Source organism: Pseudomonas mosselii, from assembly GCF_003205295.1.
Taxonomy (GTDB): Bacteria; Pseudomonadota; Gammaproteobacteria; order Pseudomonadales; family Pseudomonadaceae; genus Aquipseudomonas; species Aquipseudomonas mosselii_B.
The window spans coordinates 36,365-59,960 of sequence record NZ_QJRP01000002.1 but is presented as its reverse complement, the minus strand read 5'-3'; the positions used below and the strand labels follow the sequence as shown (position 1 = coordinate 59,960).

Genomic DNA, 23,596 nt, shown 5'->3' with positions numbered 1-23,596 from the left:
CGATCAGACGCTGATGCACAGGTATTTGATCTCGAGGTAGTCCTCGATACCGTACTTGGAGCCTTCACGGCCCAGGCCCGAAGCCTTGATGCCGCCGAACGGCGCCACTTCGTTGGAGATCAGGCCAGTGTTGATACCCACCATGCCGTATTCCAGGGCCTCGGCGACGCGGAACACGCGGCTCATGTCGCGGGCGTAGAAGTACGAGGCCAGGCCGAATTCGGTGTCGTTGGACATGGCGATGACTTCGGCCTCGTCCTTGAAGCGGAACAGCGGCGCCAGCGGGCCGAAGGTCTCTTCCTTGGCGACGGCGGCGGTTTTCGGCACATCGACCAGGATGGTCGGCTCGAAGAAGTTGCCTTCGATGATCTTGCCGCCGGACAGCACCTTGGCGCCCTTGGCGACGGCGTCCTCGATGTGCTCCTGGACCTTGGCGACAGCCTTGCCGTCGATCAGCGGACCAGTGGTGGTGCCTTCTTCCAGGCCGTTGCCGATCTTCAGCTTGGCCACGGCGGCTTTCAGCTTCTCGGCGAAGGCGTCGTAGACACCGTCCTGCACGTAGATACGGTTGGCGCAGACGCAGGTCTGGCCGTTGTTACGGTACTTGGAGATGATCGCGCCCTCGACCGCCTTGTCCAGGTCGGCGTCGTCGAACACGATGAACGGAGCGTTGCCGCCCAGCTCCAGGGAAACCTTCTTGATGTCCTTGGCGCATTCTTCCATCAACTGGCGGCCGATTTCGGTGGAGCCGGTGAAGGACAGCTTGCGCACCAGGGAGTTGCCGGTCAGCTCGGAGCCGACTTCGCCGGCGCTGCCGGTGATCACGCTCAGCACGCCGGCCGGGATGCCGGCACGGGTGGCCAGCTCGACCAGGGCCAGGGCGGAGTAGGGGGTCTGCGAAGCGGGCTTGAGCACCATGGTGCAACCGGCGGCCAGGGCCGGGCCGGCTTTACGGGTGATCATCGCGGCCGGGAAGTTCCACGGGGTGATGGCGGCGGTGACACCGATCGGCTGCTTGATGACGATCAGCCGCTTGTCCGGCTGGTGGCCAGGGATGACGTCGCCGTACACACGCTTGGCTTCCTCGGCGAACCACTCGATGAACGAGGCGGCGTAGGCGATCTCGCCCTTGGCTTCGGCCAGTGGCTTGCCCTGCTCGGTGGTCATCAGGCGGGCCAGGTCGTCCTGGTGCTCGATCATCAGCTCGAACCAGCGACGCAGCTTGCCGGCACGCTCCTTGGCAGTCAGTGCGCGCCAGGCCGGCAGGGCCTTGTCGGCGGCCTCGATGGCGCGACGGGTCTCGGCGGCGCCCATCTTCGGCACGGTACCGATCACCTCACCGGTGGCCGGGTTGGTCACCTTGATGGTCTGACCGCTGTCCGCATCCAGCCATTCACCGTTGATGAAGGCCTGCTGGCGGAACAACTGAGCGTCTTTGAGCTGCATGTCGGCTTCCCTTTACTGCGAATTATTGATTGTTGAAAAGGCGCCCCCGAGCGGGGGCGGCCGTCACAAATTCGTGCACCAGGGTGTTCGACGCCTGGGTGCCGAGCGTTTGAAATCTCAAACGGAATGCTAAGCGGGGGTTGGGGTGTTGGACAATAGGCTGTTCGAAAAAAAGAACGAATGGTTGAACACCCTGTCCGAAATTCGCATCGCCCATTCGCGGGTAAACCCGCTCCTACAGGGTCGGTGGCGAACCAGTGGGAGCGGGTTTACCCGCGAAGAGGCCAGCACAGGTTAGCCGATAACCTGCTGGGGGAAGGATTGGATCAGAACGCCTTGTCGAGATCGATCACCAGCGCCCGGTAGCCCACGCTGCCCGGCTGGCGACTGTGCACTTTCAGCTCCACCGCCACCTCCTGGGTCCCCCGACGCACTTCATTGAGCACGGTGGTGGTCAGTTTCTCGGGCGTCAGGAAATTCACCGAAGCCGAGTAGATGAACTGGGTATCGGTATCCGCCCGGTACGCCACCACCGAGGTGATCGGGCTGTACCACTCGTCCCCGCGTTCCTTGCCGTACTGCCACACTTGCTCGACCGTGCCCTTGGCCTCGTCGATGCGGTACTCCACGGCTCGGCTGTAGTTGCCGCTCAGCCTGGTCGGGCCGAAGTCGCGGCCCCAGCCGTTGTCGAACACGGTCAGCGTGCCGCGCCCGGTCAGCCAGGCGGTGTGCTGGGTCCAGGACCATTCGAAGCCTTCACCCACAAGCTTGAGCACCTTGTCCTGCAGGCGCGCCGGCCAGCCCTGGGGGGCGGCGAGGATCCACTTCACCTGCTTGTCGCGACCGATCTTCACCACGCCCTGGTGCCGTGCTGAAACGATGATGCTGTCGTCATCGGCGTCGTAGTCGATGGCATTGACGTGAGCCCAGTTGCGCCCGGTGCCGACACCCGGGGTGTCGCCGAAAGGCAGGTCGCCTTCGGCCAGTTCGTTGGCCAGCCGGTCGTCCTGTTTCTGCACGCCGTCCGGCAGCTGGAGCGCGGCCTTGCCCAAGGTTTCCAGCAGCTCGCCGCGATAGGGGTCGAGGATCTGGTTCAGGTCCCAGAAGTCCAGCACGTCACCGGCTTCGTTGACCTCGATGATATGGTCGCGGATCGAGCGCACGCGCTTGCCGTCAGGGCGGCGGTAGTCGCTGGTACCGACCCGCAGCAGGTAGCTGCCGTTCGCCGTCTCGCGGATCTCGTGGGAGAAGTCGGCGAACTTGTCCGGCAGGTTGCGCTGCCACACCTTGCGCCCCAGCAGATCGTACTTGGAGTAGGTCTGGCCCTGGCCCCAGATCAGCTTGCCGTCGCGGGTCTGGTGGAAGCCCATGGTGCCGCCCAGGCCGTCGCGGTGGTTGGAATCGTGTATCTGCTCGATGTCCAGGTACCAGCGCACGTCACCGTTGCTGTCGGCGATCCAGTTGTTGCCCACCGAGTCCCACTCGGCGGCGCCGCCCAGGCCGTTCCACTTGAAGGCACGCCCACCGGGGATCTCGGCCAGCAGGTGGTTGAACAGGTACAGGCGCTGCTCGAAACCGGGCGCGACCTTGACCGGCTCCACCTCGGGCAGCGCGGCGGTCTGCTTCGCCACCACCGGCAGGCGCACCGCCGGGGCGTAGATTTCGTAACGTTCGCGGATGCGTTCGCCATCGAGCTTGTAGCTCACCTCGACCTGGTTGACGTGGTCGGGGTACAGGCCGAACACCGGGATACCGCCGTAGGTCCACAGCGAGCGGTCGGACACGTCGTAGACGATATCGACACCGCGCTCGCCGCGGCCCAGCACCCGCACATGGGCGGCGCTCAGGGTGCGTCCGCCGTCACGGATGATCGCGGTCAGCGGCGCCAAGCGGTACGGGTTGACCACCACCTCGCCAAGCAGGGCTTGGTCGCGGTCGGGCACCTTGGCGGTGAGGCAGGCGCCTTCGGGCAGGTCGTGCGGTTGGGTCTTGGCATTCATGGCAAAGCTCCTTGTGCTCAGAAGTCGTAACGGGCGGTGGCGCCCACGGTGCGCGGGGTGCCCAGCACGCCGGCATAGCCGCCGTTGGCGGAGTTCCACAGGCTGGTGAAGTAGGTCTTGTCGCCGGCGTTCTTCACCCACAGCGACAGGTCGAGCACACCGTCGCCCTGGTCCAGGCGCACACCGGTGGACAGGTTGACGATGGCGTAGCTGGGGATCTGGCCGTAGTCGGAGTCGTCGATGGTGCCGACGGCCTTCGAACGGAACGCGTAACTGGCGGTGACGTAGGGCTCGATGCGCTCGCTGAGCTGCCACTTGTACTGGCCGTTGAGGTTGGCGATGTACTTGGAGGCACCGACCACCTGGTGGCCGGACAGGTCGCAGGTGGCGGCGGGATTGGCCAGGCTCACCTCCGGCGGGCAGGGTGCGTCGTCGTACTCGGTGTAGCGCACGTCATTCCACGAGCCGTTGAAGTTCAGGGTCAGCCCACGGACCGGCAGGGCGGTGGCCTCGAACTCCAGGCCACGGGAACGCACGCTGCCGGCATTGGCCAGATACTGCACGCGGTTGACCTGGTCGTAGACGTTGGCCTGGTAGCCGTGCACTTCGGTCCAGAACAGGTTGGTATTGAGTTGCAGGTGGTTGTCCAGCAGCGTGCTCTTGATCCCGAGTTCCGCGTTGTTGGCGCGCTCGGTGCCCACCAGCAGCGAGTCGGTACCCAGGCGCGGCGCGGCACCGACGGTGAGGTTGACGCCGCCGGACTTCTCGCCATGGGAAAGGCTGGCATAGCCCAGCACGTCGTCGCTGAAGCGGTAGCTCAGGCTGAGCAGCCCGGACGGGGCGAAGCTGTACTGGTTGAGGTCACCTGAATCGTAGGCCCCCACCCTGCCCTGACGGGCCGCGGCCGCCGCACCGGTGACGGCCGCGCCGCCGGTCGGCGCATCGCGGGTCACCCAGGCGCTTTTCTCCTCGTAGGTGCCACGCACCCCGGCGGTGAAGTCCAGGCGTTCGGTCAGGTGCCAGGTCCCCTGGGCGAACAGCGCGTAGCTGTCGGTATCGATATGGCCGTTGCCGAGGGTGGTGACGTTGGCCAGGGCGCCGGCCGGTGTCAGGTTCCAGATGTCTGCCTGGGGGCCGTTGTAGGTGAACGACTTGTTGTCCAGGTCCTGCTTGAAGTAGTAGGCGCCGAGCACATAGTCGAAGAAGCCGCCGGTGGGCGAAGCCAGGCGGATTTCCTGGGAGTACTGCTTGTCGCGCACCGACACCCCGGCACTGTGGAACACCGGCACGTTGAGGCCGTCGTCGTTGCGCGGGGTGAAATCCCACCAGCGGTAGGCGCTGATCGAGGTGAGGGTGAAGTCGTTGGGCAGGGTCCAGTTGGCCTCCACCGAGGTGCCGCCCTGGAACACCTTGACCATCTGGTCGGCGTCGAAGTTGACCTTGCGGTCCTTGCCCGACACCAGGGTGGCACCGGCCTGGGCGGCCAGGCTTTCGTAGCGGTTCACGCCATTGATGGTCGGACCGGTGCTGTACAGGCTGAGGATGCCGTTATCGGAGTCTTCTTCGTTGTACTCGCCGATCCAGCGCAGGTTGAAGGTTTCACTGGGCTTGAACAGCAACTGGGTACGAAAGCCCTGGCGCTTGCCGCCATTGAGGTCGTGGCCGTTGTAGACGTTCTTCACATAGCCGTCGTCCTCGGTGTGGTAGGCACTGATGCGCCCGGCGAGGATGTCGGTCAGGGGGCCGGAGAAGCTGCCCTGGGTCTGCCAGTAGCCATCCTCGCCCAACGACGACTGCACACTGCCTTCCTGGTGGAAGGTCGGCTTGCGGGTGGTGATGTTGAGCACGCCAGCGGTGGTGTTCTTGCCGAACAGCGTGCCCTGCGGTCCACGCAGCACCTCCAGCTGCTCGACATCGAGCAGGTCGAACACCGCCATGCCCGGTCGCCCCAGGTAGACGTTGTCCAGGTACACGCCGACGCTGCCTTCCAGGCCATCACTGGCCGGGTTGTTGCCCAGCCCACGGATGGAGATGCTCGACTGCCGGGCGTGCACATAGGCGACGTTGGTACTCGGCACCAGCTGTTGCAGGTCCTGCACGCGGTAGATGCGCTGGGTCTCCAGGGTTTCGCTGCCCAGCACGCTGATCGGCGTGGGCACGCTCTGGGCGGTCTCCTCACGGCGCCGGGCATTGACGGTGACGGTGCCGAGCTTGGCTTCCTGCTCGAGCGCCGGTGCAGTCGAGCGTGGTTCTTCAGCAAAGCTGTTGCCGGCGGCGGCCAGCAGCACGCCAGCGGCCAAGGGTTGCAGGGCGAATACCGACGCGCGCGCCGGCCAACGGGAAAGTCGGGACATGCAGATGCTCCTTGGAGGCACAGGCCCTGGCGAGCATTTCCGTTGGCGGAACCGAATCGCGATCAGACGGGCTTTATTCTTTTAAGAGATATAAATATTTATATTTCATATTTTGTGGAATAAGTGACTCCCTTTATAAGGTTCCCAACCCTTCCCAGCAATTGCATTCCACCGAAAGTTTCCATGTAGAAAATGCATATCGACCTGCGCCAGCTCCGCCACTTCATCGCCCTTGTCGAGCACCGCAGTTTCGTCGCCGCGGCGGCGGCGGTGAACCTCTCGCAATCGGCCTTCAGCCGCAGCATCCAGACGCTGGAACACAACGTCGGCTGCCGCCTGGTCGACCGCGCCAGCAAGGAGCTGGCGCCGACCCGCCAGGGCCTGCTGGTGCTGGAGCATTCGCGACGGCTGGTGCACGGGGCGCACAACCTGGTCAACGAGATCAACCAGTTCAATGGCGCCACCACCGGCGTGGTGCGCTTCGGCTCGGGGCCGGCGCCCGCCGGCGGGCTGGTGCCGCGGGCGGTGGCGCGGTTCGTTGCCGAGTACCCGGCGGCGCGCACCTGCTTCCAGGTGGACAACTGGCAGGCGCTGAACCGGCGGCTGATCGCCGAGGAGATCGAGTTCTTCGTCGCCGACACCCGCCAGTTCGAGGCCGACCCGGATTACCAGGTGCACAAGCTCAGGCCACAGCGCTGGCACTTCTGCTGCCGCCGGGGGCATCCATTGACCGAGCTGGCCGAGGTAAGGGCGCGGGACCTGTTCGATTATCCGCTGGCCACCACCTTTCGCCCGCCGAACATCCGCAAGATCCTCAGCGACCTGAGCGGGCGGCAGGACTTTCTGCCCAGCGTGGAATGCGAGCATGGTTATGCGCTGCTCAATGTCGTGCTGCATTCGGACACCATCGGCATCGCTTGCAGTGCGAACCTGCGGCCCTATGACGGCCTGGTGGCCCTCAAGCTGGTGGATCTGGCGCCGGAGCAGGAAGAGGCGTTCTACACCCGCTATGGGGTGGTGAGCCGGGTGGGGTATGGATTGTCGGCGCTGGCGCAGGGGTTGGTGAGGCAGTTGGTGGCCTGCGATACCGATATCATGTCGATCTAGCAGAGACCTTTGGGAGCGGCCTTGTGTCGCGATGGGGCGCGCAGCGGCCCGATGATCTCGGCATCATGCAAAATTGCCGGGGCCGCTGTGCGGCCCTTTCGCGACACAAGGCCGCTCCCACAGGGTAAGCCAGGCCAGACGTCAGTCTTTACGGGTAGTGCGGCTCAGTTGTCCATCGACGCCCACCGGCACCTCGCCAGCCAAGGTCACGCGGCGCACGATGCGCGGCTGGGTGCCGTAGTCATCCACCGCATAGTGCTGCGTCGCGCGGTTGTCCCAGATCGCCACGTCCCCCGCCTGCCAGCGCCAGCGCACGGTGTTTTCCAGGCGTGTCACATGCCCCTGCAACAGCGCGAACAGATGCTGCGAGTCCGCCAGCGAATAGCCCTTGATGCGCTTGACGAAATGCCCCAGCTGCAACGCCCGCTCGCCGCTGATCGGATGCACCCGCACCACCGGGTGCTCGGTCTCGTACACCGTGGAAGTGAACACCTTGCGGTAGCGCTCAAGCTTCGCCGGGTCGACATCCGGCTTCACGCTGGCATAGTCGTATTCGTTGCTGTGCACCGCCCACAGCTTGTCGGCCAGTTCGCGCAGCGGCTCGGGCAGTTCCTGGTAGGCCGCGGCGGTATTGGCCCACACCGTGTCGCCACCCGCGGCCGGGGCCACCACGCTGCGCAGGATCGAGGCCTTGGGGTAGGCGTCGACGAAGGTCACGTCGGTGTGCCAGGAGTTGGCCCGCTGCCCCTCGGCGCCATCGAGTTGCAGCAGGTAGCTGGTGCCATCGACCACCGGCACCGTGGGGTGGGCGATGGGCTCGCCGAGCAATTGGGCGAAAGCCTCCTGGCCCACGTCGTCCAGATGCTCCTGGGCCCGGAAGAAGATCACCTTGTGGCGCACCAACGCCGCCTGGATGGCATCGATGGTGGCCGGATCAAGGTCGGCGGACAGCTTGATGCCACGGATCTCGGCGCCGATGCGCCCGGCAACGGGGTGGATGTCGAGTTCGAGGGTTTGCGGCGCGGTGGCCAGTGCGGCGTTGCTCATGGTCGTGCTCCTCACGGTTGTTGTCGGGTCAGCGGGCGGCCTGGACAGCCTGGTCCTGGCGCTGTGCGGCATCGATGAAACGCGGTTCGATCCAGTCGGCCACCTGGAAGCCGCGGCGGATCAGGCGCTCCTTGACGGCCAGGTCCACGCCCTGTTGCAGCAGGCCGACAAAACCGGCATCCAGGCGCGGGTCGAAGTAGTTGCCAAGGTTCTCCTGGGCAAGGTCGTCGCGCAGGATCGCTTTCGGCCAGTTGGCCGTGTTCGCCACCAAGTCCACATAGGCTTCGCGGTTGCGTTCGTCGCGCAGCCACTTCACCGCCTGCTCCTGGGCGTTGACCACGCGCTGCACCAGGTCGGGGTGCTGGCGGATGAACTCGCCGGTACCGAGCAGCACCGCCTGGGTGCTGCCGGCGCCTTTCAGATCCCGGGAGTTGACCGGCAGCTCGACCAGCCCGCGCTCGCGCAGCGACAGCAGGTTGGACAGGCCCCAGGTGGCGTCGATCTGCTTGGCGGCCAGGGCGGCGTTGGCCGCGTTGAAATCGAGGTTGATGACTTTCAGCTCACGTTCGGACAGCCCCTGGCTGGCCAGGGCGCTGGCGAACGACAGCTGGTTGGCGGTGCCGCGGAACACCGCCACACGCTTGCCCTTGAGGTCCTGCAGGCTGTGGATCCCCGAGCCGGGCACCACGCCGAGGTAGCTCTTCACCCCACGCACCCCGGCCGACAGCACGCGGGTGTCGAGGCCGTTGGCCTTGCCGATGATCGCGGCCAGGTCGCCCAGGTAAGCGAAGTCCGCCTGGCCATTGGCCAGGGCCTCGTTGACCACGGGGCCGGCGCCCTTGAAGAAGCGCCAGTCGATGCGAATGCCGTCCTTGGCAAACTCTTTCTCCAGCAGTTGCTGGCCGCGCAGCACATCTACCACGCCGCCGGCGCTGGGCTTGCTGCCGGCGCTGAGGTCGGGCACGGCGATGCGGATTACATCCGGCTGGGCGGCATGGGCTGCCACGGGCACGGCGCTCAACAAGGCGGCGAGCAACGGGCTGAGCAGATGGCGGAAGGCGGTTTTCATGGCAAGGCTCCTTGGCAGGCTGCCACCGGCGATGGCCGGCGCTATGGGCCAGAAGCTAGGCAGGTCCGGTTAGAACCTACAAAGATCAAAACTTCATTTTTTAGTAACCAGAAGACATAAACCAGGCGCCATGCGGGCCTGCGACGGGCTTGCAGGAAACGCATGGAAAATATGAGGAAAACGCAATGGGATGGGGCTTTCGCATGCACCGGGCGCATGCTCTTATCTCTTGAATTTCGCTTGATGGAGTTTTTAATTCCATCAGCGAATAAACAAGGAATGGTTTGAGAGGTGCCCTGATGAGCGAAGTCTTGAGCGTAAGCCTGCGCCGTCTGTGGGGGCCGCTGCGCGGCCCTTTCGCGGCGCAAGGCCGCTCCTACCTGCCGTGGATCGTGCCGCTGGCGGTGGCGGCCTTGTGGGTCGTCGCCAGCCGTGAACACTGGATGAGCGAACAGATCCTGCCTGCTCCCACGCTGGTCTGGCAAAGCGCGCTGGAGTTCGGCTCGGGCGAGCTCTGGGCTCACCTGTGGATAAGTCTGCAGCGCCTGATCTGGGGGCTGCTGGCAGGGATCGTCAGCGGCCTGCTGCTGGGCACCTGGCTGGGCGGATCACGGCGGGCGCAGACCCTGGTGCTGCCCACCTTCGTCGCCCTGGCGCAGATCCCGACCCTGGCCTGGATCCCGCTGTTCATGCTGTTCTTCGGCATCGGCGAACTGCTCAAGCTGGTGGTGCTGGTCAAGGCCGTGGTGGTGCCGGTCACGCTGCATACCCTGGTCGGCGTACGCGACGCCCAGCCCAAGCTGCGCGAAGCCGCCGCCGTCCTGCGCCTGCCCCCTCACCTGCTGTTCCTGCGCCTGCTGCTGCCCGCCGCGCTGCCGGCGTTTCTTGCCGGTGTGCGGCTGGCCCTGGCCACCGGCTGGACGTCATTGCTGGCGGTGGAACTGCTGGCCTCCAGCGAAGGCATCGGCTACCTGATGGTCTGGGGGCGGCAGTTGTTCATGCTCGACCTGGTGTTCCTCTGCATCCTGCTGATCGGCCTGGTCGGCGCGCTGATGGATCGCGGCTTCTCACGCCTGGAACGTGGCCTGTTGCACTGGCCGCAACCGGCCACGGGCGAACAGCTGCGCGGCCAGGTGCCACGCGGCTGGCAAAGCCTGCTGCTGCCTGCAGGTCTGTTGCTGCTGTGGCAGGCCGCCAACAGCCTTGGCTGGGTCGATGCCAACATCCTCTCTTCACCGCTGGATGTGCTGCGCAGCCTGTACGCAGGCCTGCTCGACGGTTCGTTACCCGAGGCCCTGCGCCTGAGCCTGCAACGCACCCTGGCCGGTCTGCTGCTCGGCGGTGGCGCAGGCTTCGTACTGGGCCTGCTGCTGGGCTTGTCAGCCAACGCCGAGCGCCTGCTCGGCCCGAGCCTGTCGGCGGTGCGCCAGGTGGCGCTGTTCGCCTGGGTGCCGCTGCTGACTGCCTGGTTCGGCCTGGGCGAAGGCGCCAAGCTGGTGTTCGTCGCGCTGGCGGCGTTCTTCCCGCTGCTGATCGCCACCCAGCGCGGCATCGCCAGCCTTGCGCCACAACTGGGCGAAGCGGCCCAGGCCCTGCGCCTGGACCTGCCGCACCGGCTGCGTCTGCTGGTGCTGCCCGGCGCCGCCCCGGCGATCTTCGCCGGGCTGCGCCTGGCGTTGATCTACGCCTGGCTCGGCACCATCGGCGCCGAGTACTTCATGCCCTCGGACGGCGGCATCGCCAGCCTCATGATCGGCGCCCAGCAATTGTTCCGCATGGACCAGGTGATGGCTGCCATGGTCCTGATCGGCCTGGTCGGCGCCCTGCTCGGCCACCTCGGCCAACGCCTCGAATCGCACGCCACGCGCTGGAGATCCGCATGAACGCCTTCATCACCCCGGCCCTGCACGCGGCCAACCAACCCGACGCCACGCCACCGCTGGTCAGTTTCGAGCAGGTCGGCAAGACCTTCAGCGTCGATGGCCAGCCCTTCGAGGCGATCCGCAACTTCGACCTGTCGATCAACGAAGGCGAGTTCATCGCCATCGTCGGCTCCTCCGGCTGCGGCAAGTCCACCCTGCTGCGTCTGCTGGTGGGGCTGGACACCGACTACAGCGGCACGATCCGGGTCGACGGCCAGCTGGTCAACGGCATCGGCGGCGAACGCGGCATCGTGTTTCAGGAGCACCGCCTGTTCCCATGGCTGACGGTGGCGCAAAACATCGGCCTGGGGCTGGTCAACGAGACCCTCACCCAGGGCGAGCGTGCCCGGCGCGTGCACGAGTTCGTGCAGCTGGTGGGGCTGGTCGGCTTCGAATCGGCCTATCCGCACCAGCTGTCCGGCGGCATGGCCCAGCGCGTGGCTATCGCCCGCGGCCTGGTGGCCAGTCCACGGATCCTGCTGCTGGACGAACCCTTCGGCGCCCTCGACGCGCTGACCCGCCAACAGCTGCAGGACGAACTGCTGGCGATTCGCGAGCGCTCGGGGATCACCATCCTGCTGGTCACCCACGATGCCGAGGAAGCCACCTACCTGGCCGACCGGGTGGTGGTGCTGGAGCCGAGGCCGGGGAGGATCAAGGCGGTGGTGGAAATCGACCTGCCGCACCCGCGCCAGCGCACCGGCGTGGCATTGCATGGCTTGCGCGAAAAGGTCCTGCACCAGATCACCGGGGATGGCGGGTATCTCAAGCCTGCGGGACAGCGGGTGGAGGGGCTGCGGCCGGAGCTGATCGCACTGTGACCGGCACCCGCTGTCCCCCCGGGAAAAAACTCCACAGATCAAGGCCATGGACGCCACCGACACAGATGGGTATCATGCGGCCCGTTGCACTCGTAGCTCAGCTGGATAGAGTACTGCCCTCCGAAGGCAGGGGTCGTGGGTTCGAATCCCGCCGAGTGCGCCATGATATCAGCCGTCACCCGTGTGTTTTCACCGGTGCCGGCAAGCAAAAGCCCCGCTCAGATCGCTCTGGCGGGGCTTTTTCGTTTCCGGACCTCAGCCCTGCACGATGATCTGGCCCTGCAGGTCCCGGACCATGGTCTCGATGACCGGCTTCATCGCCTTGAACTCCTCAGGCGTGCACACCGCCTTCGGGTGCTTGAACTGCATGCGACGCTCGACCACCACCGCGTTGCCGTCACGGGTGTAGCGGGCGCTGTAGTCGAAACTGCCTTCCTTCACAGCAACGGCCTTTGGCGTCGCCAGGACGGTGACGCCGGCAGGGAACTCGAAGCGCGACTGCTCCAGCGTTTCGTTGGAAATGCACACGAAGCCCTGGGTGCGCTCGTTCTCGGTGGCAAACCCGTAGACCGACTGGGCGATGCCGCCCACCAGGCTGCTCAGGGCTGGCACGCCCACCGGGCCGGGCAGGTTCACCAGGTTCTCGGTATGGCCCTGGACCTGGCTGCGGAAATGCTCCGGTGCCACCGACGGCTGGATCAGGATCTTGCCGCTGCCCCGTTGCCCGTAGGCATTGAGCACCTGCTCGACGATGCGATCGAGGTCTGTCGGTTTCATCGTCTTGGCGCCATAGCGGTTGACCTCGCTGGCCCAGCCTTCGATGGTCGAGTCGCCGCTGAAGTCCGCGGCCCCCGTGTCCTTGACCTTGAACAGCATTTCACCGACCTGCTTGCCGAACTGGGTGGCCGGTGTCTTGCCGAACGCGCCGGTGGCGGTCAGCAGCGTGGTCTTGTCCAGGTCCATCAGCGGCAGGTAACCGGCAGCCACCGACGGATCGGTCGAGTCCAGGTACAGGTCGAGGCTCGGCACATAGGTCAGCACATGGTTGAGCACGCCGAGTGTCGGCACCTTCGGCAGCTGGTAGGCATTGCCGAGGTTGATCAGCGCCGGCGAGCTCTCTATACCCGCCGCCTTGAGCAGCGCCTCGAGCAGGGCCACATGGTCCTTGCAGTCGCCATAGCGGTTGTCGAGCACGCTCTGCGCCGCATGCGGAACCACGCCGCCGGCACCGACATAGACCGCCACGTAGCGGATGTTCTCACGCACCCAATCGCTGAGCTTGAGCGCCTTGGCCCGGGCGTCGGGCAGGTTCGCCGTCAATTGTTCGGCCAACGCGGCAATCGCCGGGGTCACTTGCACGCCGGCGCGCGCCTGGTAGCTGGCAGCGAGCCCTGCGTAGTCGTTGAAGGTCGAGACCGCGAGGTACTGACCATAGTCCAGGTAGGACACCGCGCTCGCCTCGATCCTGGCCCTGTCGGTCGGCACGAAGTCCCAGCGGTAGACCTTGCGGCCCTTGCCGACCTTGGGCGTGGACGCCTTGAAACCACGTGCGTCGGCATACAGTGGCAGGTCCGCCGGCAGGTCGTAGATCAGCGAGAACTGCCCCACGGGGTGAAACTCCGCCGCGGTGAGGTCCTCGAAATGGCCGGGGAACAGCGCGGTGGTGCGATGGCGCTTGTAGCGCAACACCAGGCGGTCACCAACGGCCACTTCCGGGAAGATCACCACCTTGACCCGGGAGTCCTGGAACATCGGCGCGTAGGTGGACGCCTGCTCCTGCTGCTCCTTGATCTGCGAGGCATCGACCATGACCTTGCGCCCGTCGGGCTTCTGGGTGAAGGCTTGGTCGACCTCCAGGGTTTCGTACCCACGGTTGTAGCTCAGTGCTTGCTGGGCCTTGGCCTGGATGGCGCGCTCTTCGTTGATGCGCGAGACCGATTCGATCGCCACCTGGAAACTGCCGTCGCGCTGCACGGTGAAGGTCTGCACGACCTTTTCAAGGGTGACGGAGTGGTCGGTGCCATCGTCCCGGGCCTGGGCGGGCGCAATGCAGGCCAGGGTGAATGCCAGCACCCCGGCCAGGGGTGCAAGGTAAGACATGAACATGAGGATCCTTCTCTTGTGACGCTAGTGTCCTGTCTCGGAAATAAGCTGTTCACTTTTGGCGGCGTCTTGGGCGCCCGGCCCGCGTTGCCACTCCTCGCCATAGCCCTGCTATGACTCGTCGCGGCGCCTTGGCCGAACACCCAAGCCACTCGCCAAAAGAGAACGTATTTCCGAGACAGGACACTAGGGTTATTACAAAAAACGCTAATGATACGCATTTTTGTCATAAACCTGCAGGCCGCGCCGTAGATGAAAGCTTGCACGTTTGTGCAGAAAAGCACATTGCCGCCTCTCCCGTGCCGGTGGTCATTGGTGATAGCGTGGGCATCTTCCGTTTGCGTAAACGGTCACCCTCCACCCCTTGCAAAGGAATGCCCACACCCATGCCCTTCACCAAGCTATCCGCCGCATCGCTCCTGCTGGCCAGCGTGGCCATGTTCTCGATCCCGGCCCAGGCCAACCTCTCCCAGCAGCAGTCTGCCGCCATCATCAAGGCCTACGACGGCAGCGACCCGGCCGACTTCAAGCAGTTCCTCGGCAAGCTGGCCGGCAGCGACCTGGCCAAGGCCGACAAGCTGGACGACACCCTCAAGCTGTACCTGGCCGGCAAGCCGCTGAGCGCCGAGCAGCAGGACGAGATCAACCGCCTGCTGGGCCTGTACACCCGCATCAAGTACGGCAAGGCCGCCAAGGAAACCCTGCGCGAGCTGGTGGAAATCCCGACCGTTCGCAAAGAGGGTGTGCCGCAGCACGAGAACCCTGAGTTCATCAAGATTGCCGACAAGATCAAGGCCCTGGCCGAGGGCTTCGGCCTGACGTTCCGCAACATCGACAACCGCGTCTACGAGATCACCCTCGGTGAAGGCAAGGAAGTGATCGGCATCCACGCCCACGCCGACGTGGTACCGGTCACTCCGGAAAACTGGAAGCTCAAGGACGGCACCAAGCTCGACCCGTTCAAGGTCACCCTGGTGGGCGACCGCATGTATGGCCGCGGCACCGAGGACGACAAGAACGGCATCGTCGTCGCGCTGTACGCGCTGAAGGTGGCCAAGGACGAGAAGCTGCCGCTGGCGCGCCAGTTCAAGCTGCTGGTGGACACCACCGAGGAAACCACCGGTGACGCCATCCCCTACTACTTCGAACGCAACGCCACCCCCGACTACAACCTGGCGCTGGACGGCGGCTACCCGGTGGTGATCGCCGAGAAGGGCTATGGCACCGTCATGGCCACCTTCGCCAAGCGTGCCGGTGACGGCAAAGGCGCCGAAGTGATCAACCTCACCGGCGGCCTGGCCACCAACCAGATCCCCGGCAGCTCGGTGGCGACACTGACCAGCGACAAGCCGGCCGACATGGCCAAGGCGCTGAACAAGGCCGGCGCGGCCTATGTCAAACACCATGGCGGCGACTTCAGCATCGACGCCAAGGTGGACGGCAAGCAGGTGCTGCTGACCGTGACCGGCGTGTCGGCGCACTCCTCCGAGCCCGAATCCGGGGTCAACCCGGTGGCACGCATGCTCGACTTCCTCAACGGCCTGGGCAAAGACGTACCGCTCAAGCACAACCACATCACCGACGCCGCCCGCTACGCCGCCGACAACTGGGGCCTGGACTACCTGGGCAACAAGCTCGGCGTCGGCTTCAAGGACGACTTCATGGGTCCGCTGACCACCTCGCTGACCTTCGTCGGCCTGGATGACAAGGCGCTGAAGCTGGCGGTGAACCTGCGCATTCCAAAGGGCAAGTCGCTCGACACCCTGAAGGGCGAGATCGCCGGCAAGCTCGATGCGTGGAAGGCCAAGAGCAAGACCCCGGTTGCCTTCGACTACACCCTCGACGAGCCGATGTACCGCAACCCCGAGGGCGAATGGGTCAAGGCCCTGCTGGCCGTGGCCAGCGAGAACCTGGGCATGAAGCACGAGTACGGCACCTCCGCCGGCGCCACCTCGGTGCATGACCTGCCCAATGGCGTGCAGTTCGGCCTGGCCATGCCGGACGTGAAATACACCGGGCACAACGACAACGAGTTCAAGACCGTGGAGCAGTTCATGCTCGACCTGCAGATCGTCAGCGAGATGGTGGCGCGGATCGGGCAGATGCCGAAGCTCTGATGACCCACCCGGGGCCGCGTTGCGGCCCCTTGCCGCGATGACGTTTTTCAATCACCTCGATGCCGTTTCCTGCATTGCCGTGCAGAGCGCCGTGCCGGATGCTTTATTTACTCCGACACGTCGCGTTTCCACCCACAGAGGCCCGTATGAAGAACGTCGAACAAATCCTCAAAGCCAAGTCCCAGCACCACACCGTCTACACCATCAACCCTGACGACTCGGTGCTGGATGCCTTGAGGCTGCTGGCGGAGAAGAACGTCGGTGCACTGCCGGTGGTGGAGAACGACCAGGTAGTGGGAATCGTCAGCGAACGCGACTACGCCCGCAAGCTGGTGCTCAAGGGTCGCTCCTCGGCGGCCACGCCGGTACGCGACATCATGAGTTCTCCGGTAGTCACGGTTGAGCCCAAGCAGAACCTCGAGTACTGCATGAACCTGATGACCAACCGCCACCTGCGCCACCTGCCGGTGGTGCATGAGGGCAAGCTGCTCGGGTTGCTGTCGATCGGCGACCTGGTCAAGGAAACCATCGCCGAACAGGCCAACCTGATCCTGCAGCTTGAGCAATACATCCGCGGTGAATAACCCTGCTCAGTGATAGGCGCGCTCCAGCTCGTCCAGCTGATGGTCGAAGCTGCGCAGGCGCGCCGACCAGGTGTATACCAGCACTTCCAGATCCCGGTTGAGCACGGCGGTGTTGCCGCCGTCACGGGCCGGCGCATCGCACAGGTCCAGCTGATAGCGCTCGCGGGCCATGGCCGTGGCCACGCTGGACAGGTCGCGGGCATTGGCCAGCCAGTGATGGTGGTGGTCGTGCACTTCCCGGTCGAGTTCCCGGCACTGGCGCTTGAGGGCGTCCAGGCTCTGCTCCAGCGGCGTGCCCTTGAGCTCGCCCATCACCTCCTCGAAGGTGCGTCCGGAGTGCCAGTAGCTGCCCCAGAAATAACGGTCGAACACCGTCTCGACGCGGCGCAGGGCGACCTTGGTGTTCCAGATGGTCAGCAACGTTCGCCCCTGGGCGACTTCACGCCTGTTCAGGTGCAACTGCTGCCAGGCGATCCACGCCAGGCCGCACAACGCCACCGCCGCGGTCACGGCGGCGGCGGCATAGAGAAACTGCACGGCCTGGTTCATCGTGTGGGTGTGCCGGATACCGTAGAAGTAGCCGGCGGTCAGGGTGCCCAGGATCGTCACGGTGCACCAGAAACCGGGTGCGTAGGGATCTTTCATTGCGCCATCCCCTCTTGTTTTCCCTGAGCATAGCAACGGCCCGATCACCCATCAGGTGCCGCTCGGCGCTTTATTTGCGGGGACGGCGCAGCGCTTCGTTGAGTTGGTCGAACAGCTCCGCCCAATCGGCATCCTCAAGGATGCTGTCCCTGAGGAACGAGCGCTGGGACTCGTTCCAGAACGGCGCGTCCACCAGCTTCACATCCCCCTTGAGCGGCGAATGGCTGGTGATGAACTGGTCGATGCCCAGCGCATCGTCCGGCAGGCCCAGTTGCTTGAACAGTTCGGAAAACTTGTGGATCGGCGCTTCCATGATTCACTCCTATGGCCGGGCCGGTCGTCCACGACGCCAGCCCGGCGTGGTTTGCGAGCATCAGCTCAGTTCGCGCACTTCGGCGTGCGGCACCAGTTTCAAGTATTGCTCCATGCTCATATGGATAAGGTGATCGTGGTCACCTGCCTCGAGATAGACATCACCCTGGCGGGTAAGGGTCCGGTCGAGCAGCATGGGAATGTTGTAGGCGTCGCCCAGGGCCGGGATGGCGCCGCGTTCGCAATCGCCGAACAGGCTCGGCAGGTTGCTTTCGCGGGTCAGTTGCCAGGCGCCGGTCATGCGCACCTCGGTCATGTCCAGGTGCCGGTTGGCCGGCAGCACGGCCATGATGTAGTTGCCATGGCGGTCATCGAGCATCACCGACTTGGCGACCCGCTCGGCGGGTACGCCGGCCGTGCGCGCCGACTCCAGGCTGGTGGCCGAATGGGGATGGGGAATGATGTCGTAGTCGCAGTTGGCCTGGTCCAGGCGCTGCTGAAGGGTCTTGGCCATACGCATGATGCACCTCCGGTTTTGCCCCCACCCTCAAGTTTAGGCCGTGGCCCGGCAGCCACGGCTAAACTTCAAGGACAGGTCCGCATGAGGTGACGACAGGTGATCGCCCGGCGCTGGTGCGTGCTGCTGTTGCTGTTGCTGCTGATCCTGGGCTTCGCCCCGGGGGGCCAGGCCGCGCCCGGCGCCAATGTGTGGCTGCTGAGCGTCGACGACGCCATCGGCCCGGCGAGCGCCGACTACCTGTTGCGCGGGCTGGACCAGGCGCAGGCCCAAGGCGCGCAGCTGGTGGTGATCCGCCTCGACACCCCCGGCGGGCTCGACAGCGCCATGCGCCAGATCATCAAGGCCATCCTCGCAAGCCCCGTGCCGGTGGTCACCTACGTCGCCCCGAGCGGTGCCCGGGCGGCCAGCGCCGGTACCTACATCCTCTACGCCAGCCACGTGGCGGCCATGGCCCCAGGCACCAACCTGGGCGCGGCGACGCCGGTACAGATCGGCATCCCCGGCAAGGACGAAAAGCCCGCTGCGAACAGCGAGCAGGACACCCTCGCCCGCAAACAGGTCAACGACGCCGCGGCCTACATCCGTGGCCTGGCGCAACTGCGCGGGCGCAACGCCGACTGGGCGGAAAAGGCCGTGCGCGAGGCGGTCAGCCTGTCGGCCAGCGAAGCCCAGCGGCTGAAGGTGATCGACCTGGTCGCCGTTGACCTGCCCGACCTGCTGCGCCAACTCGATGGCCGGACGCTGGCCGTCGCCGGCCAGTCAGCATCACTGCAGACCGTCGGCGCCAATGTGGTGGAGCACCTGCCGGACTGGCGCACTCGCCTGCTGGCGGTGATCACCAACCCCAGCGTGGCGCTGATCCTGATCATGATCGGCGTGTACGGCCTGCTGTTCGAGTTCATGAATCCGGGCTCCGGGGTCGGCGGCGTGGTCGGTGGCATCTGCCTGCTGCTGGCGCTGTACGCCCTGCAATTGCTGCCGGTGAGCCACGCCGGGGTGGCGTTGATCCTGCTCGGGGTGGCGTTCATGGTCGCCGAGGCGTTCCTGCCCAGTTTCGGGGTGGTCGGCTTCGGCGGCATCGTCGCCTTCGTGGTCGGCGCGGTGATCCTGATGGACACTGACGCCCCGGGTTTCGGCATCCCGCTGACGCTGATCGTCAGCCTGGCGGTACTGTCGGCGCTGCTGCTCGGTGGCGTGCTGGGCATGGCGCTGAAGGCACGCCGGCGCGCCCTGGTCAGCGGCGACGCCGGGCTGGTGGGCAGCCTGGTCACGGTGATCCAGGTACACACGGACAACCCGTTCTGCGGTTCGGTACAGGCCCAGGGCGAACAGTGGCAGGCGCAGTGCGCGACACCGCTGCAGCCGGGCCAGCACGTGCGGGTGACTGCCCGTCATGGCGTGACGCTGGAGGTCAGCGCCACTGCGCCCACGGCGCAAGGAGAGTAGACGATGTTCATGCAATTCGGTTTCAGCGCCATGCTGGTGCTGCTGGCCATACTGCTGCTGTCGGCCCTGCGCATCCTGCGCGAGTACGAGCGCGGCGTGGTGTTCCAGCTCGGGCGCTTCTGGCAGGTCAAGGGCCCGGGGCTGATCATCCTGATTCCCGGCATCCAGCAGATGGTCCGCGTCGACCTGCGCACCGTGGTGCTCGACGTGCCGCCCCAGGACGTGATCACCCGCGACAACGTCTCGGTCAAGGTCAACGCCGTGCTGTACTTTCGCGTGCTCGACCCGCAGAAGGCGATCATCCAGGTCGAGGACTTCCTCGCCGCCACCAGCCAGCTGGCCCAGACCACCCTGCGCGCCGTGCTCGGCAAGCACGAGCTGGACGAACTGCTGGCCGAGCGCGAACAGTTGAACTCGGACATCCGCCAGGTACTGGACGCGCAGACCGACGCCTGGGGCATCAAGGTGGCCAACGTCGAGATCAAGCATGTCGACCTCAACGAGTCGATGGTCCGCGCCATCGCCCGCCAGGCCGAGGCCGAACGCGAACGACGGGCCAAGGTGATCCATGCCGAAGGCGAGCTGCAGGCGTCGGAGAAGCTGATGCAGGCGGCGCAGATGCTGGGCAAGGAGCCAGGGGCGATGCAGCTGCGCTACATGCAGACGCTGGGGTCGATCGCCGGGGACAAGAGCTCGACCATCGTGTTTCCGATGCCGATGGATCTGCTCAAGGGGTTGGTGGACAAGCAGCGCTGATGGGGCCTCTGGGAGGCCCCAGCACGCGTCAAAGCGGCGCGCGACGCAAGGTAGCGAGGAACGTCGCCGCGCCGATGAACAGCCCGGCAAAGGTGCGGTTCAGGCGCTTCTGCTGCTTCGGTGTGCGCAACAGGCGCAGCACCCGCGAAGCCAGCCCGGTATAACCTGCCATCACCAGCAGGTCGACGCTGATCATGGTCACGGTGATGGCCACGTACTGCGGCAGCAACGCCTCGTGCGGGTTGATGAACTGCGGCAGCACCGCCAGCATGAACACCAGCGCCTTGGGGTTGCTGACGTTGACCAGGAAGCCGCGGAACACCAGGCTCAACGGCTTGCCGATCGGCCGCACGCCGGACTCGTCGCTCATGTCCAACGGCAGGGCGCGCCATTGCTTGTAGGCGAGGTAGACCAGGTAGGCGACGCCGAACCACTTGATGACCTGGAAGGCGGTGGCCGACGCGGCGAGGATGGCGCCGACACCGGCGGCGATGATGGCGATCTGCACGATCAGGCCCAGTTGCAGGCCCAGGGCGTTCCAGTAACCACGCCAGAAACCGTACTGCAGCCCGCTGGACATCGAGGCAATGGCCCCGGCACCCGGCGACAGGCTGATCACCCAGCACGCGGCAAAGAAGGCCAACCACGTTTCCATCGACATCGCACACCTCGCTCGAACATTTATTGCAAAACGTTAAGCTACGGTGCTGGCGAAAAAATAACCAGTGGTTTTTCTGCTTGAAACGATCGCGGGGCAAGCCCGCTCCCACGCCAGCCATCCAACAGTACCCGGGCGTGGGAGCGGGCTTGCCCCGCGATTGCAACGAGCAGCGCCCTGTCAATCGCCCTCGACAGGTGCCTCTTGCAGTGCCACCGAAGCCTCGGCGCCCCGCCAACGGCGCACGGCCTTCTGGAAGAACTGGCTGTTCGGCACCTGTACCAGCGCCCCACCCGCCTCCGGTGTTTCCATCAGCGTGGTATACAGCAGGTTGATGGCGATCACCCGGCCCTTCACACCCGGCTTGTCGAGGGTGTCGACCAGCTCGACCACATCGCCGATGCGAAACGGCCCGACGGTGAAGATCAGCACCGCGCACAGCAGGTTGGACAGCACGCTCCAGATGGCGAAGAACGCCACCGCTGCAACCGCGACAAAGCCCGACAACGCCGTCCACAGCACCGTGGCCGACACCCCCAGACGCTCCAGCACGAACAGCAGCGCGCTGCCCATGATCAGCCAGCGCAGGGCGCCGCGCACCGGCACCATCAGCTCGTGCGGCAACGGGTAGCGCTCGCCCAGGCTGCGCAACCCGCGGGCGACCATGCGCTGCAGGACGAACGCGACGATCAGGATCAGCAGGATCTGCAGCCCCAGCCAGAACGTGTCCATCCACTGCCCGGGCAGCAGCGAACGCAGCTCCTCCATCAGGACAGCGCCTCGAGCTCGGCCTGCATGCTTTCCAGCGTTTCCAGGGCCTCCATCCAGGCTTCCTCAAGCTCGCCTTCGCGTTGCTTGAGCTTGGTCTGACGGGCCAGCAGATCACGCAGCTCATCCTTGCGCGAGGCCTCGTACAAACCGCTGTCGCCCAAGGCAGTCTCGATCTCGGCCAGTTGCTGGTGCACCTGGTTTAGCTCGGCCTCCAGCTTGTCGGCCGCCTTCTTGTGCGGGGCCAATTGCTGGCGCAAGGCCGCTGCGGCCTGGCGCTGGGCCTTCTTGTCGGTCTTGTCCGGGTTCGCCGGCGTGCTGCTCACTGGCGCGTTGCGCTGGCGGAACTCCCCCAGCCAGCGGCTGTAGTCGTCCAGGTCACCGTCGAAGGTGTCGACCTTGCCGTCGGCCACCAGCAGGAAGTCGTTGGTGGTGCTCTTGAGCAGGTGACGGTCGTGGGAGACCACCACCACGGCGCCGGCGAACTCCTGCAAGGCCATGGTCAGCGCCAGGCGCATCTCCAGGTCCAGGTGGTTGGTCGGTTCGTCGAGCAGCAGCAGGTTCGGCCGCTCCCAGGCGATCAGCGCCAGGGCCAGGCGGGCCTTTTCGCCACCGGAGAAGTTCACCACCGGCTCGTCGACACGATTGCCGTGGAAATCGAAGCCACCGAGGAAGTCGCGCAGGGTCTGCTCGCGCTCACCCGGGGCGATGCGCTGCAGGTGCAGCAGCGGGCTGGCCTTGTCGTCCAGCGAGTCGAGCTGGTGCTGGGCGAAGTAGCCGACGGCGAGGTTCTCGCCGCGCACCAGGCGCCCGGACAACGGCTGCAGTTCGCCGGCGAGGTTCTTGATCAGGGTCGACTTACCGGCGCCGTTGGGGCCGAGCAGGCCGATGCGCGCACCCGGCGCCAGCTGCAGCTTGACCTTCTCAAGGATGGCTTTGTCGCCATAGCCCAGACGGCCTTCGGACAGGTCGAGCAACGGGCTGGAAATCTTCTCCGACTCGCGGAAGACGAAGTCGAACGGCGAATCGACGTGAGCCGCCGACAGCTCCTCCATGCGCTCCAGGGCCTTGATCCGGCTCTGCGCCTGGCGGGCCTTGGTGGCCTGGGCCTTGAAGCGGGCGATGTACTTTTCCATGTGCGCGCGCTGCGCCTGCTGCTTCTCGTAGGCCTGCTGCTGTTGCGCCAGGCGTTCGGCGCGGGTGCGCTCGAAGGCGCTGTAGCCGCCCTTGTAGAGATTGAGCTTGCGCTGCTCGACATGCAGCACATGGTCGACCACGGCATCGAGGAAGTCGCGGTCGTGGGAGATCAGCAGCAGCGTGCCCGGGTAGCCCTTGAGCCACTCCTCCAGCCAGAGGATGGCATCGAGGTCCAGGTGGTTGGTGGGCTCGTCGAGCAGCAGCAGATCGGACGGGCACATCAGTGCCTGGGCCAGGTTCAGGCGCATCCGCCAGCCACCGGAGAAGTCGCCGACGCGGCGGTCCATCTGCTCGTTGCTGAAGCCCAGGCCGGCCAGCAGCTTGCGCGCACGGGCATCGGCGGTGTAGCCGTCGGCGCTGTCCAGCTCACTGTGCAGGCGCGCCAGGGCGGTGCCGTCGTGGGCCTGCTCGGCGGCCGCGAGATCCGCCTGGACCTTGCGCAGGCGGGCATCACCGTCGAGCACATAGTCCACGGCGATGCGGTCGAGGGTGTCGACCTCCTGGCGCATGTGGGCAATGCGCCAGTCGCCGGGCAGCAGGCAATCGCCGGCATCGGGCGACAGCTCACCGCGCAGCAGGGCGAACAGGCTGGATTTGCCAGCGCCGTTGGCGCCGATCAGGCCGGCCTTGTGACCGGTGTGCAGGGTCATCTCGGCGCCTTCTAGCAGGCGCTGGGGACCACGCTGTAAAGTGAGGTTCGATAGTCTGATCATGATGGTCGCGG

At 65.5% G+C, this 23,596-nt stretch carries 19 protein-coding genes and 1 tRNA gene; 8 read left to right on the top strand and 12 right to left on the bottom strand.

All coding sequences use genetic code 11. The annotated features are described in order from the left end of the window. Positions 1–3: 3 nt before the first annotated feature. The 3 genes from gabD to DMX06_RS02130 form a co-directional block, all read right to left on the bottom strand. Positions 4–1,446 (bottom strand): NADP-dependent succinate-semialdehyde dehydrogenase, encoded by a 1,443-nt coding sequence (gene gabD / locus DMX06_RS02140; RefSeq protein ID WP_028688580.1) that lies wholly within the window; start codon positions 1,444–1,446, stop codon positions 4–6. Between the two features lie 326 nt (positions 1,447–1,772). After that, positions 1,773–3,446 (bottom strand): aryl-sulfate sulfotransferase, encoded by a 1,674-nt coding sequence (locus DMX06_RS02135; RefSeq protein ID WP_110734149.1) that lies wholly within the window; start codon positions 3,444–3,446, stop codon positions 1,773–1,775. Positions 3,447–3,463: 17 nt separating this feature from the next. Next, positions 3,464–5,800 (bottom strand): TonB-dependent receptor, encoded by a 2,337-nt coding sequence (locus DMX06_RS02130; RefSeq protein WP_110734147.1) that lies wholly within the window; start codon positions 5,798–5,800, stop codon positions 3,464–3,466. Between the two features lie 192 nt (positions 5,801–5,992). Here DMX06_RS02130 and DMX06_RS02125 point away from each other — a divergent pair, with 192 nt between their 5' ends. Next, positions 5,993–6,907, top strand: a complete 915-nt coding sequence (locus tag DMX06_RS02125) for a LysR family transcriptional regulator (RefSeq protein WP_110734144.1) — start codon at positions 5,993–5,995, stop codon at positions 6,905–6,907. A 141-nt stretch (positions 6,908–7,048) separates the two neighbouring features. Here the strand turns inward: DMX06_RS02125 and DMX06_RS02120 are convergent, their stop codons facing one another. Beyond that, positions 7,049–7,954, bottom strand: coding sequence for a TauD/TfdA dioxygenase family protein (locus DMX06_RS02120; RefSeq protein WP_110734142.1), 906 nt, complete (start codon positions 7,952–7,954; stop codon positions 7,049–7,051). Positions 7,955–7,982: 28 nt separating this feature from the next. Then, positions 7,983–9,023 (bottom strand): ABC transporter substrate-binding protein, encoded by a 1,041-nt coding sequence (locus DMX06_RS02115; protein ID WP_110734140.1) that lies wholly within the window; start codon positions 9,021–9,023, stop codon positions 7,983–7,985. Between the two features lie 299 nt (positions 9,024–9,322). On the opposite strand from DMX06_RS02115, the gene DMX06_RS02110 reads away from it, so the two are divergent. The 3 genes from DMX06_RS02110 (at position 9,323) to DMX06_RS02100 (ending at position 11,929) form a co-directional block, all read left to right on the top strand. After that, the gene (locus tag DMX06_RS02110; RefSeq protein WP_181427765.1) at positions 9,323–10,906 is read left to right on the top strand and encodes an ABC transporter permease; all 1,584 of its coding nucleotides are present in this window, start codon (positions 9,323–9,325) and stop codon (positions 10,904–10,906) included. Further along, on the top strand, positions 10,903–11,766 hold the full coding sequence (locus DMX06_RS02105; protein WP_110734138.1) for an ABC transporter ATP-binding protein: 864 nt from the start codon (positions 10,903–10,905) through the stop codon (positions 11,764–11,766). The genes DMX06_RS02110 and DMX06_RS02105 overlap by 4 nt, the downstream gene beginning before the upstream one ends. Positions 11,767–11,852: 86 nt before the next feature. Then, positions 11,853–11,929: transfer RNA gene (locus DMX06_RS02100), tRNA-Arg, on the top strand. 92 nt (positions 11,930–12,021) lie between these two features. On the opposite strand, the gene DMX06_RS02095 is transcribed toward DMX06_RS02100, so the two are convergent. Further along, positions 12,022–13,866 carry a DUF3857 domain-containing transglutaminase family protein gene (locus tag DMX06_RS02095; RefSeq protein ID WP_110734650.1) on the bottom strand — a complete coding sequence of 615 codons (1,845 nt, stop codon included), beginning with the start codon at positions 13,864–13,866 and terminating at the stop codon, positions 12,022–12,024. A 389-nt stretch (positions 13,867–14,255) separates the two neighbouring features. On the opposite strand from DMX06_RS02095, the gene DMX06_RS02090 reads away from it, so the two are divergent. Both DMX06_RS02090 and DMX06_RS02085 read left to right on the top strand, forming a co-directional pair. Next, positions 14,256–15,986, top strand: coding sequence for a dipeptidase (locus DMX06_RS02090; RefSeq protein WP_110734136.1), 1,731 nt, complete (start codon positions 14,256–14,258; stop codon positions 15,984–15,986). A gap of 146 nt (positions 15,987–16,132) precedes the next feature. Next, positions 16,133–16,570 carry a CBS domain-containing protein gene (locus DMX06_RS02085; protein WP_050703295.1) on the top strand — a complete coding sequence of 146 codons (438 nt, stop codon included), beginning with the start codon at positions 16,133–16,135 and terminating at the stop codon, positions 16,568–16,570. A 6-nt stretch (positions 16,571–16,576) separates the two neighbouring features. Here DMX06_RS02085 and DMX06_RS02080 read toward each other — a convergent pair whose 3' ends face one another. From DMX06_RS02080 to DMX06_RS02070, 3 genes are all read right to left on the bottom strand, one after another. Continuing rightward, positions 16,577–17,215 (bottom strand): hypothetical protein, encoded by a 639-nt coding sequence (locus tag DMX06_RS02080; protein ID WP_028688591.1) that lies wholly within the window; start codon positions 17,213–17,215, stop codon positions 16,577–16,579. Between the two features lie 70 nt (positions 17,216–17,285). Next, the gene (locus tag DMX06_RS02075) at positions 17,286–17,528 is read right to left on the bottom strand and encodes a DUF2789 domain-containing protein (RefSeq protein WP_110734134.1); all 243 of its coding nucleotides are present in this window, start codon (positions 17,526–17,528) and stop codon (positions 17,286–17,288) included. Between the two features lie 60 nt (positions 17,529–17,588). Next, on the bottom strand, positions 17,589–18,047 hold the full coding sequence (locus tag DMX06_RS02070) for an aminoacyl-tRNA deacylase (protein WP_028688593.1): 459 nt from the start codon (positions 18,045–18,047) through the stop codon (positions 17,589–17,591). 96 nt (positions 18,048–18,143) lie between these two features. Between DMX06_RS02070 and DMX06_RS02065 the strand changes: the two genes are divergently transcribed. Then, the gene (locus DMX06_RS02065; RefSeq protein ID WP_110734132.1) at positions 18,144–19,493 is read left to right on the top strand and encodes an NfeD family protein; all 1,350 of its coding nucleotides are present in this window, start codon (positions 18,144–18,146) and stop codon (positions 19,491–19,493) included. Between the two features lie 3 nt (positions 19,494–19,496). Further along, positions 19,497–20,249: a slipin family protein gene (locus DMX06_RS02060; protein WP_110734130.1), complete on the top strand. Its 753-nt coding sequence runs from the start codon at positions 19,497–19,499 to the stop codon at positions 20,247–20,249. A 28-nt stretch (positions 20,250–20,277) separates the two neighbouring features. Here DMX06_RS02060 and DMX06_RS02055 read toward each other — a convergent pair whose 3' ends face one another. From DMX06_RS02055 to DMX06_RS02045, 3 genes are all read right to left on the bottom strand, one after another. After that, positions 20,278–20,910, bottom strand: a complete 633-nt coding sequence (locus DMX06_RS02055; RefSeq protein ID WP_110734128.1) for a LysE family transporter — start codon at positions 20,908–20,910, stop codon at positions 20,278–20,280. Positions 20,911–21,087: 177 nt separating this feature from the next. Continuing rightward, positions 21,088–21,675 (bottom strand): mechanosensitive ion channel family protein, encoded by a 588-nt coding sequence (locus DMX06_RS02050; RefSeq protein WP_110734126.1) that lies wholly within the window; start codon positions 21,673–21,675, stop codon positions 21,088–21,090. Next, positions 21,675–23,585 carry an ATP-binding cassette domain-containing protein gene (locus DMX06_RS02045; protein ID WP_110734124.1) on the bottom strand — a complete coding sequence of 637 codons (1,911 nt, stop codon included), beginning with the start codon at positions 23,583–23,585 and terminating at the stop codon, positions 21,675–21,677. The genes DMX06_RS02050 and DMX06_RS02045 overlap by 1 nt, the downstream gene beginning before the upstream one ends. Positions 23,586–23,596: the final 11 nt, after the last annotated feature.

What these genes read in the sequence shown, in the direction of transcription:
- DMX06_RS02130 (WP_110734147.1), bottom strand. Translation starts at nt 5,800, where the DNA reads ATGTCCCGACTTTCCCGTTGGCCGGCGCGCGCGTCGGTATTCGCCCTG.
- DMX06_RS02115 (WP_110734140.1), bottom strand. Translation starts at nt 9,023, where the DNA reads ATGAAAACCGCCTTCCGCCATCTGCTCAGCCCGTTGCTCGCCGCCTTG.
- DMX06_RS02120 (WP_110734142.1), bottom strand. Translation starts at nt 7,954, where the DNA reads ATGAGCAACGCCGCACTGGCCACCGCGCCGCAAACCCTCGAACTCGAC.
- DMX06_RS02060 (WP_110734130.1), top strand. Translation starts at nt 19,497, where the DNA reads ATGTTCATGCAATTCGGTTTCAGCGCCATGCTGGTGCTGCTGGCCATA.
- DMX06_RS02125 (WP_110734144.1), top strand. Translation starts at nt 5,993, where the DNA reads ATGCATATCGACCTGCGCCAGCTCCGCCACTTCATCGCCCTTGTCGAG.
- DMX06_RS02050 (WP_110734126.1), bottom strand. Translation starts at nt 21,675, where the DNA reads ATGGAGGAGCTGCGTTCGCTGCTGCCCGGGCAGTGGATGGACACGTTC.
- DMX06_RS02070 (WP_028688593.1), bottom strand. Translation starts at nt 18,047, where the DNA reads ATGCGTATGGCCAAGACCCTTCAGCAGCGCCTGGACCAGGCCAACTGC.
- DMX06_RS02135 (WP_110734149.1), bottom strand. Translation starts at nt 3,446, where the DNA reads ATGAATGCCAAGACCCAACCGCACGACCTGCCCGAAGGCGCCTGCCTC.
- DMX06_RS02080 (WP_028688591.1), bottom strand. Translation starts at nt 17,215, where the DNA reads ATGAAAGATCCCTACGCACCCGGTTTCTGGTGCACCGTGACGATCCTG.
- DMX06_RS02055 (WP_110734128.1), bottom strand. Translation starts at nt 20,910, where the DNA reads ATGTCGATGGAAACGTGGTTGGCCTTCTTTGCCGCGTGCTGGGTGATC.
- DMX06_RS02085 (WP_050703295.1), top strand. Translation starts at nt 16,133, where the DNA reads ATGAAGAACGTCGAACAAATCCTCAAAGCCAAGTCCCAGCACCACACC.
- DMX06_RS02045 (WP_110734124.1), bottom strand. Translation starts at nt 23,585, where the DNA reads ATGATCAGACTATCGAACCTCACTTTACAGCGTGGTCCCCAGCGCCTG.
- DMX06_RS02075 (WP_110734134.1), bottom strand. Translation starts at nt 17,528, where the DNA reads ATGGAAGCGCCGATCCACAAGTTTTCCGAACTGTTCAAGCAACTGGGC.
- DMX06_RS02110 (WP_181427765.1), top strand. Translation starts at nt 9,323, where the DNA reads ATGAGCGAAGTCTTGAGCGTAAGCCTGCGCCGTCTGTGGGGGCCGCTG.
- DMX06_RS02105 (WP_110734138.1), top strand. Translation starts at nt 10,903, where the DNA reads ATGAACGCCTTCATCACCCCGGCCCTGCACGCGGCCAACCAACCCGAC.
- DMX06_RS02095 (WP_110734650.1), bottom strand. Translation starts at nt 13,866, where the DNA reads ATGTCTTACCTTGCACCCCTGGCCGGGGTGCTGGCATTCACCCTGGCC.
- DMX06_RS02090 (WP_110734136.1), top strand. Translation starts at nt 14,256, where the DNA reads ATGCCCTTCACCAAGCTATCCGCCGCATCGCTCCTGCTGGCCAGCGTG.
- gabD (WP_028688580.1), bottom strand. Translation starts at nt 1,446, where the DNA reads ATGCAGCTCAAAGACGCTCAGTTGTTCCGCCAGCAGGCCTTCATCAAC.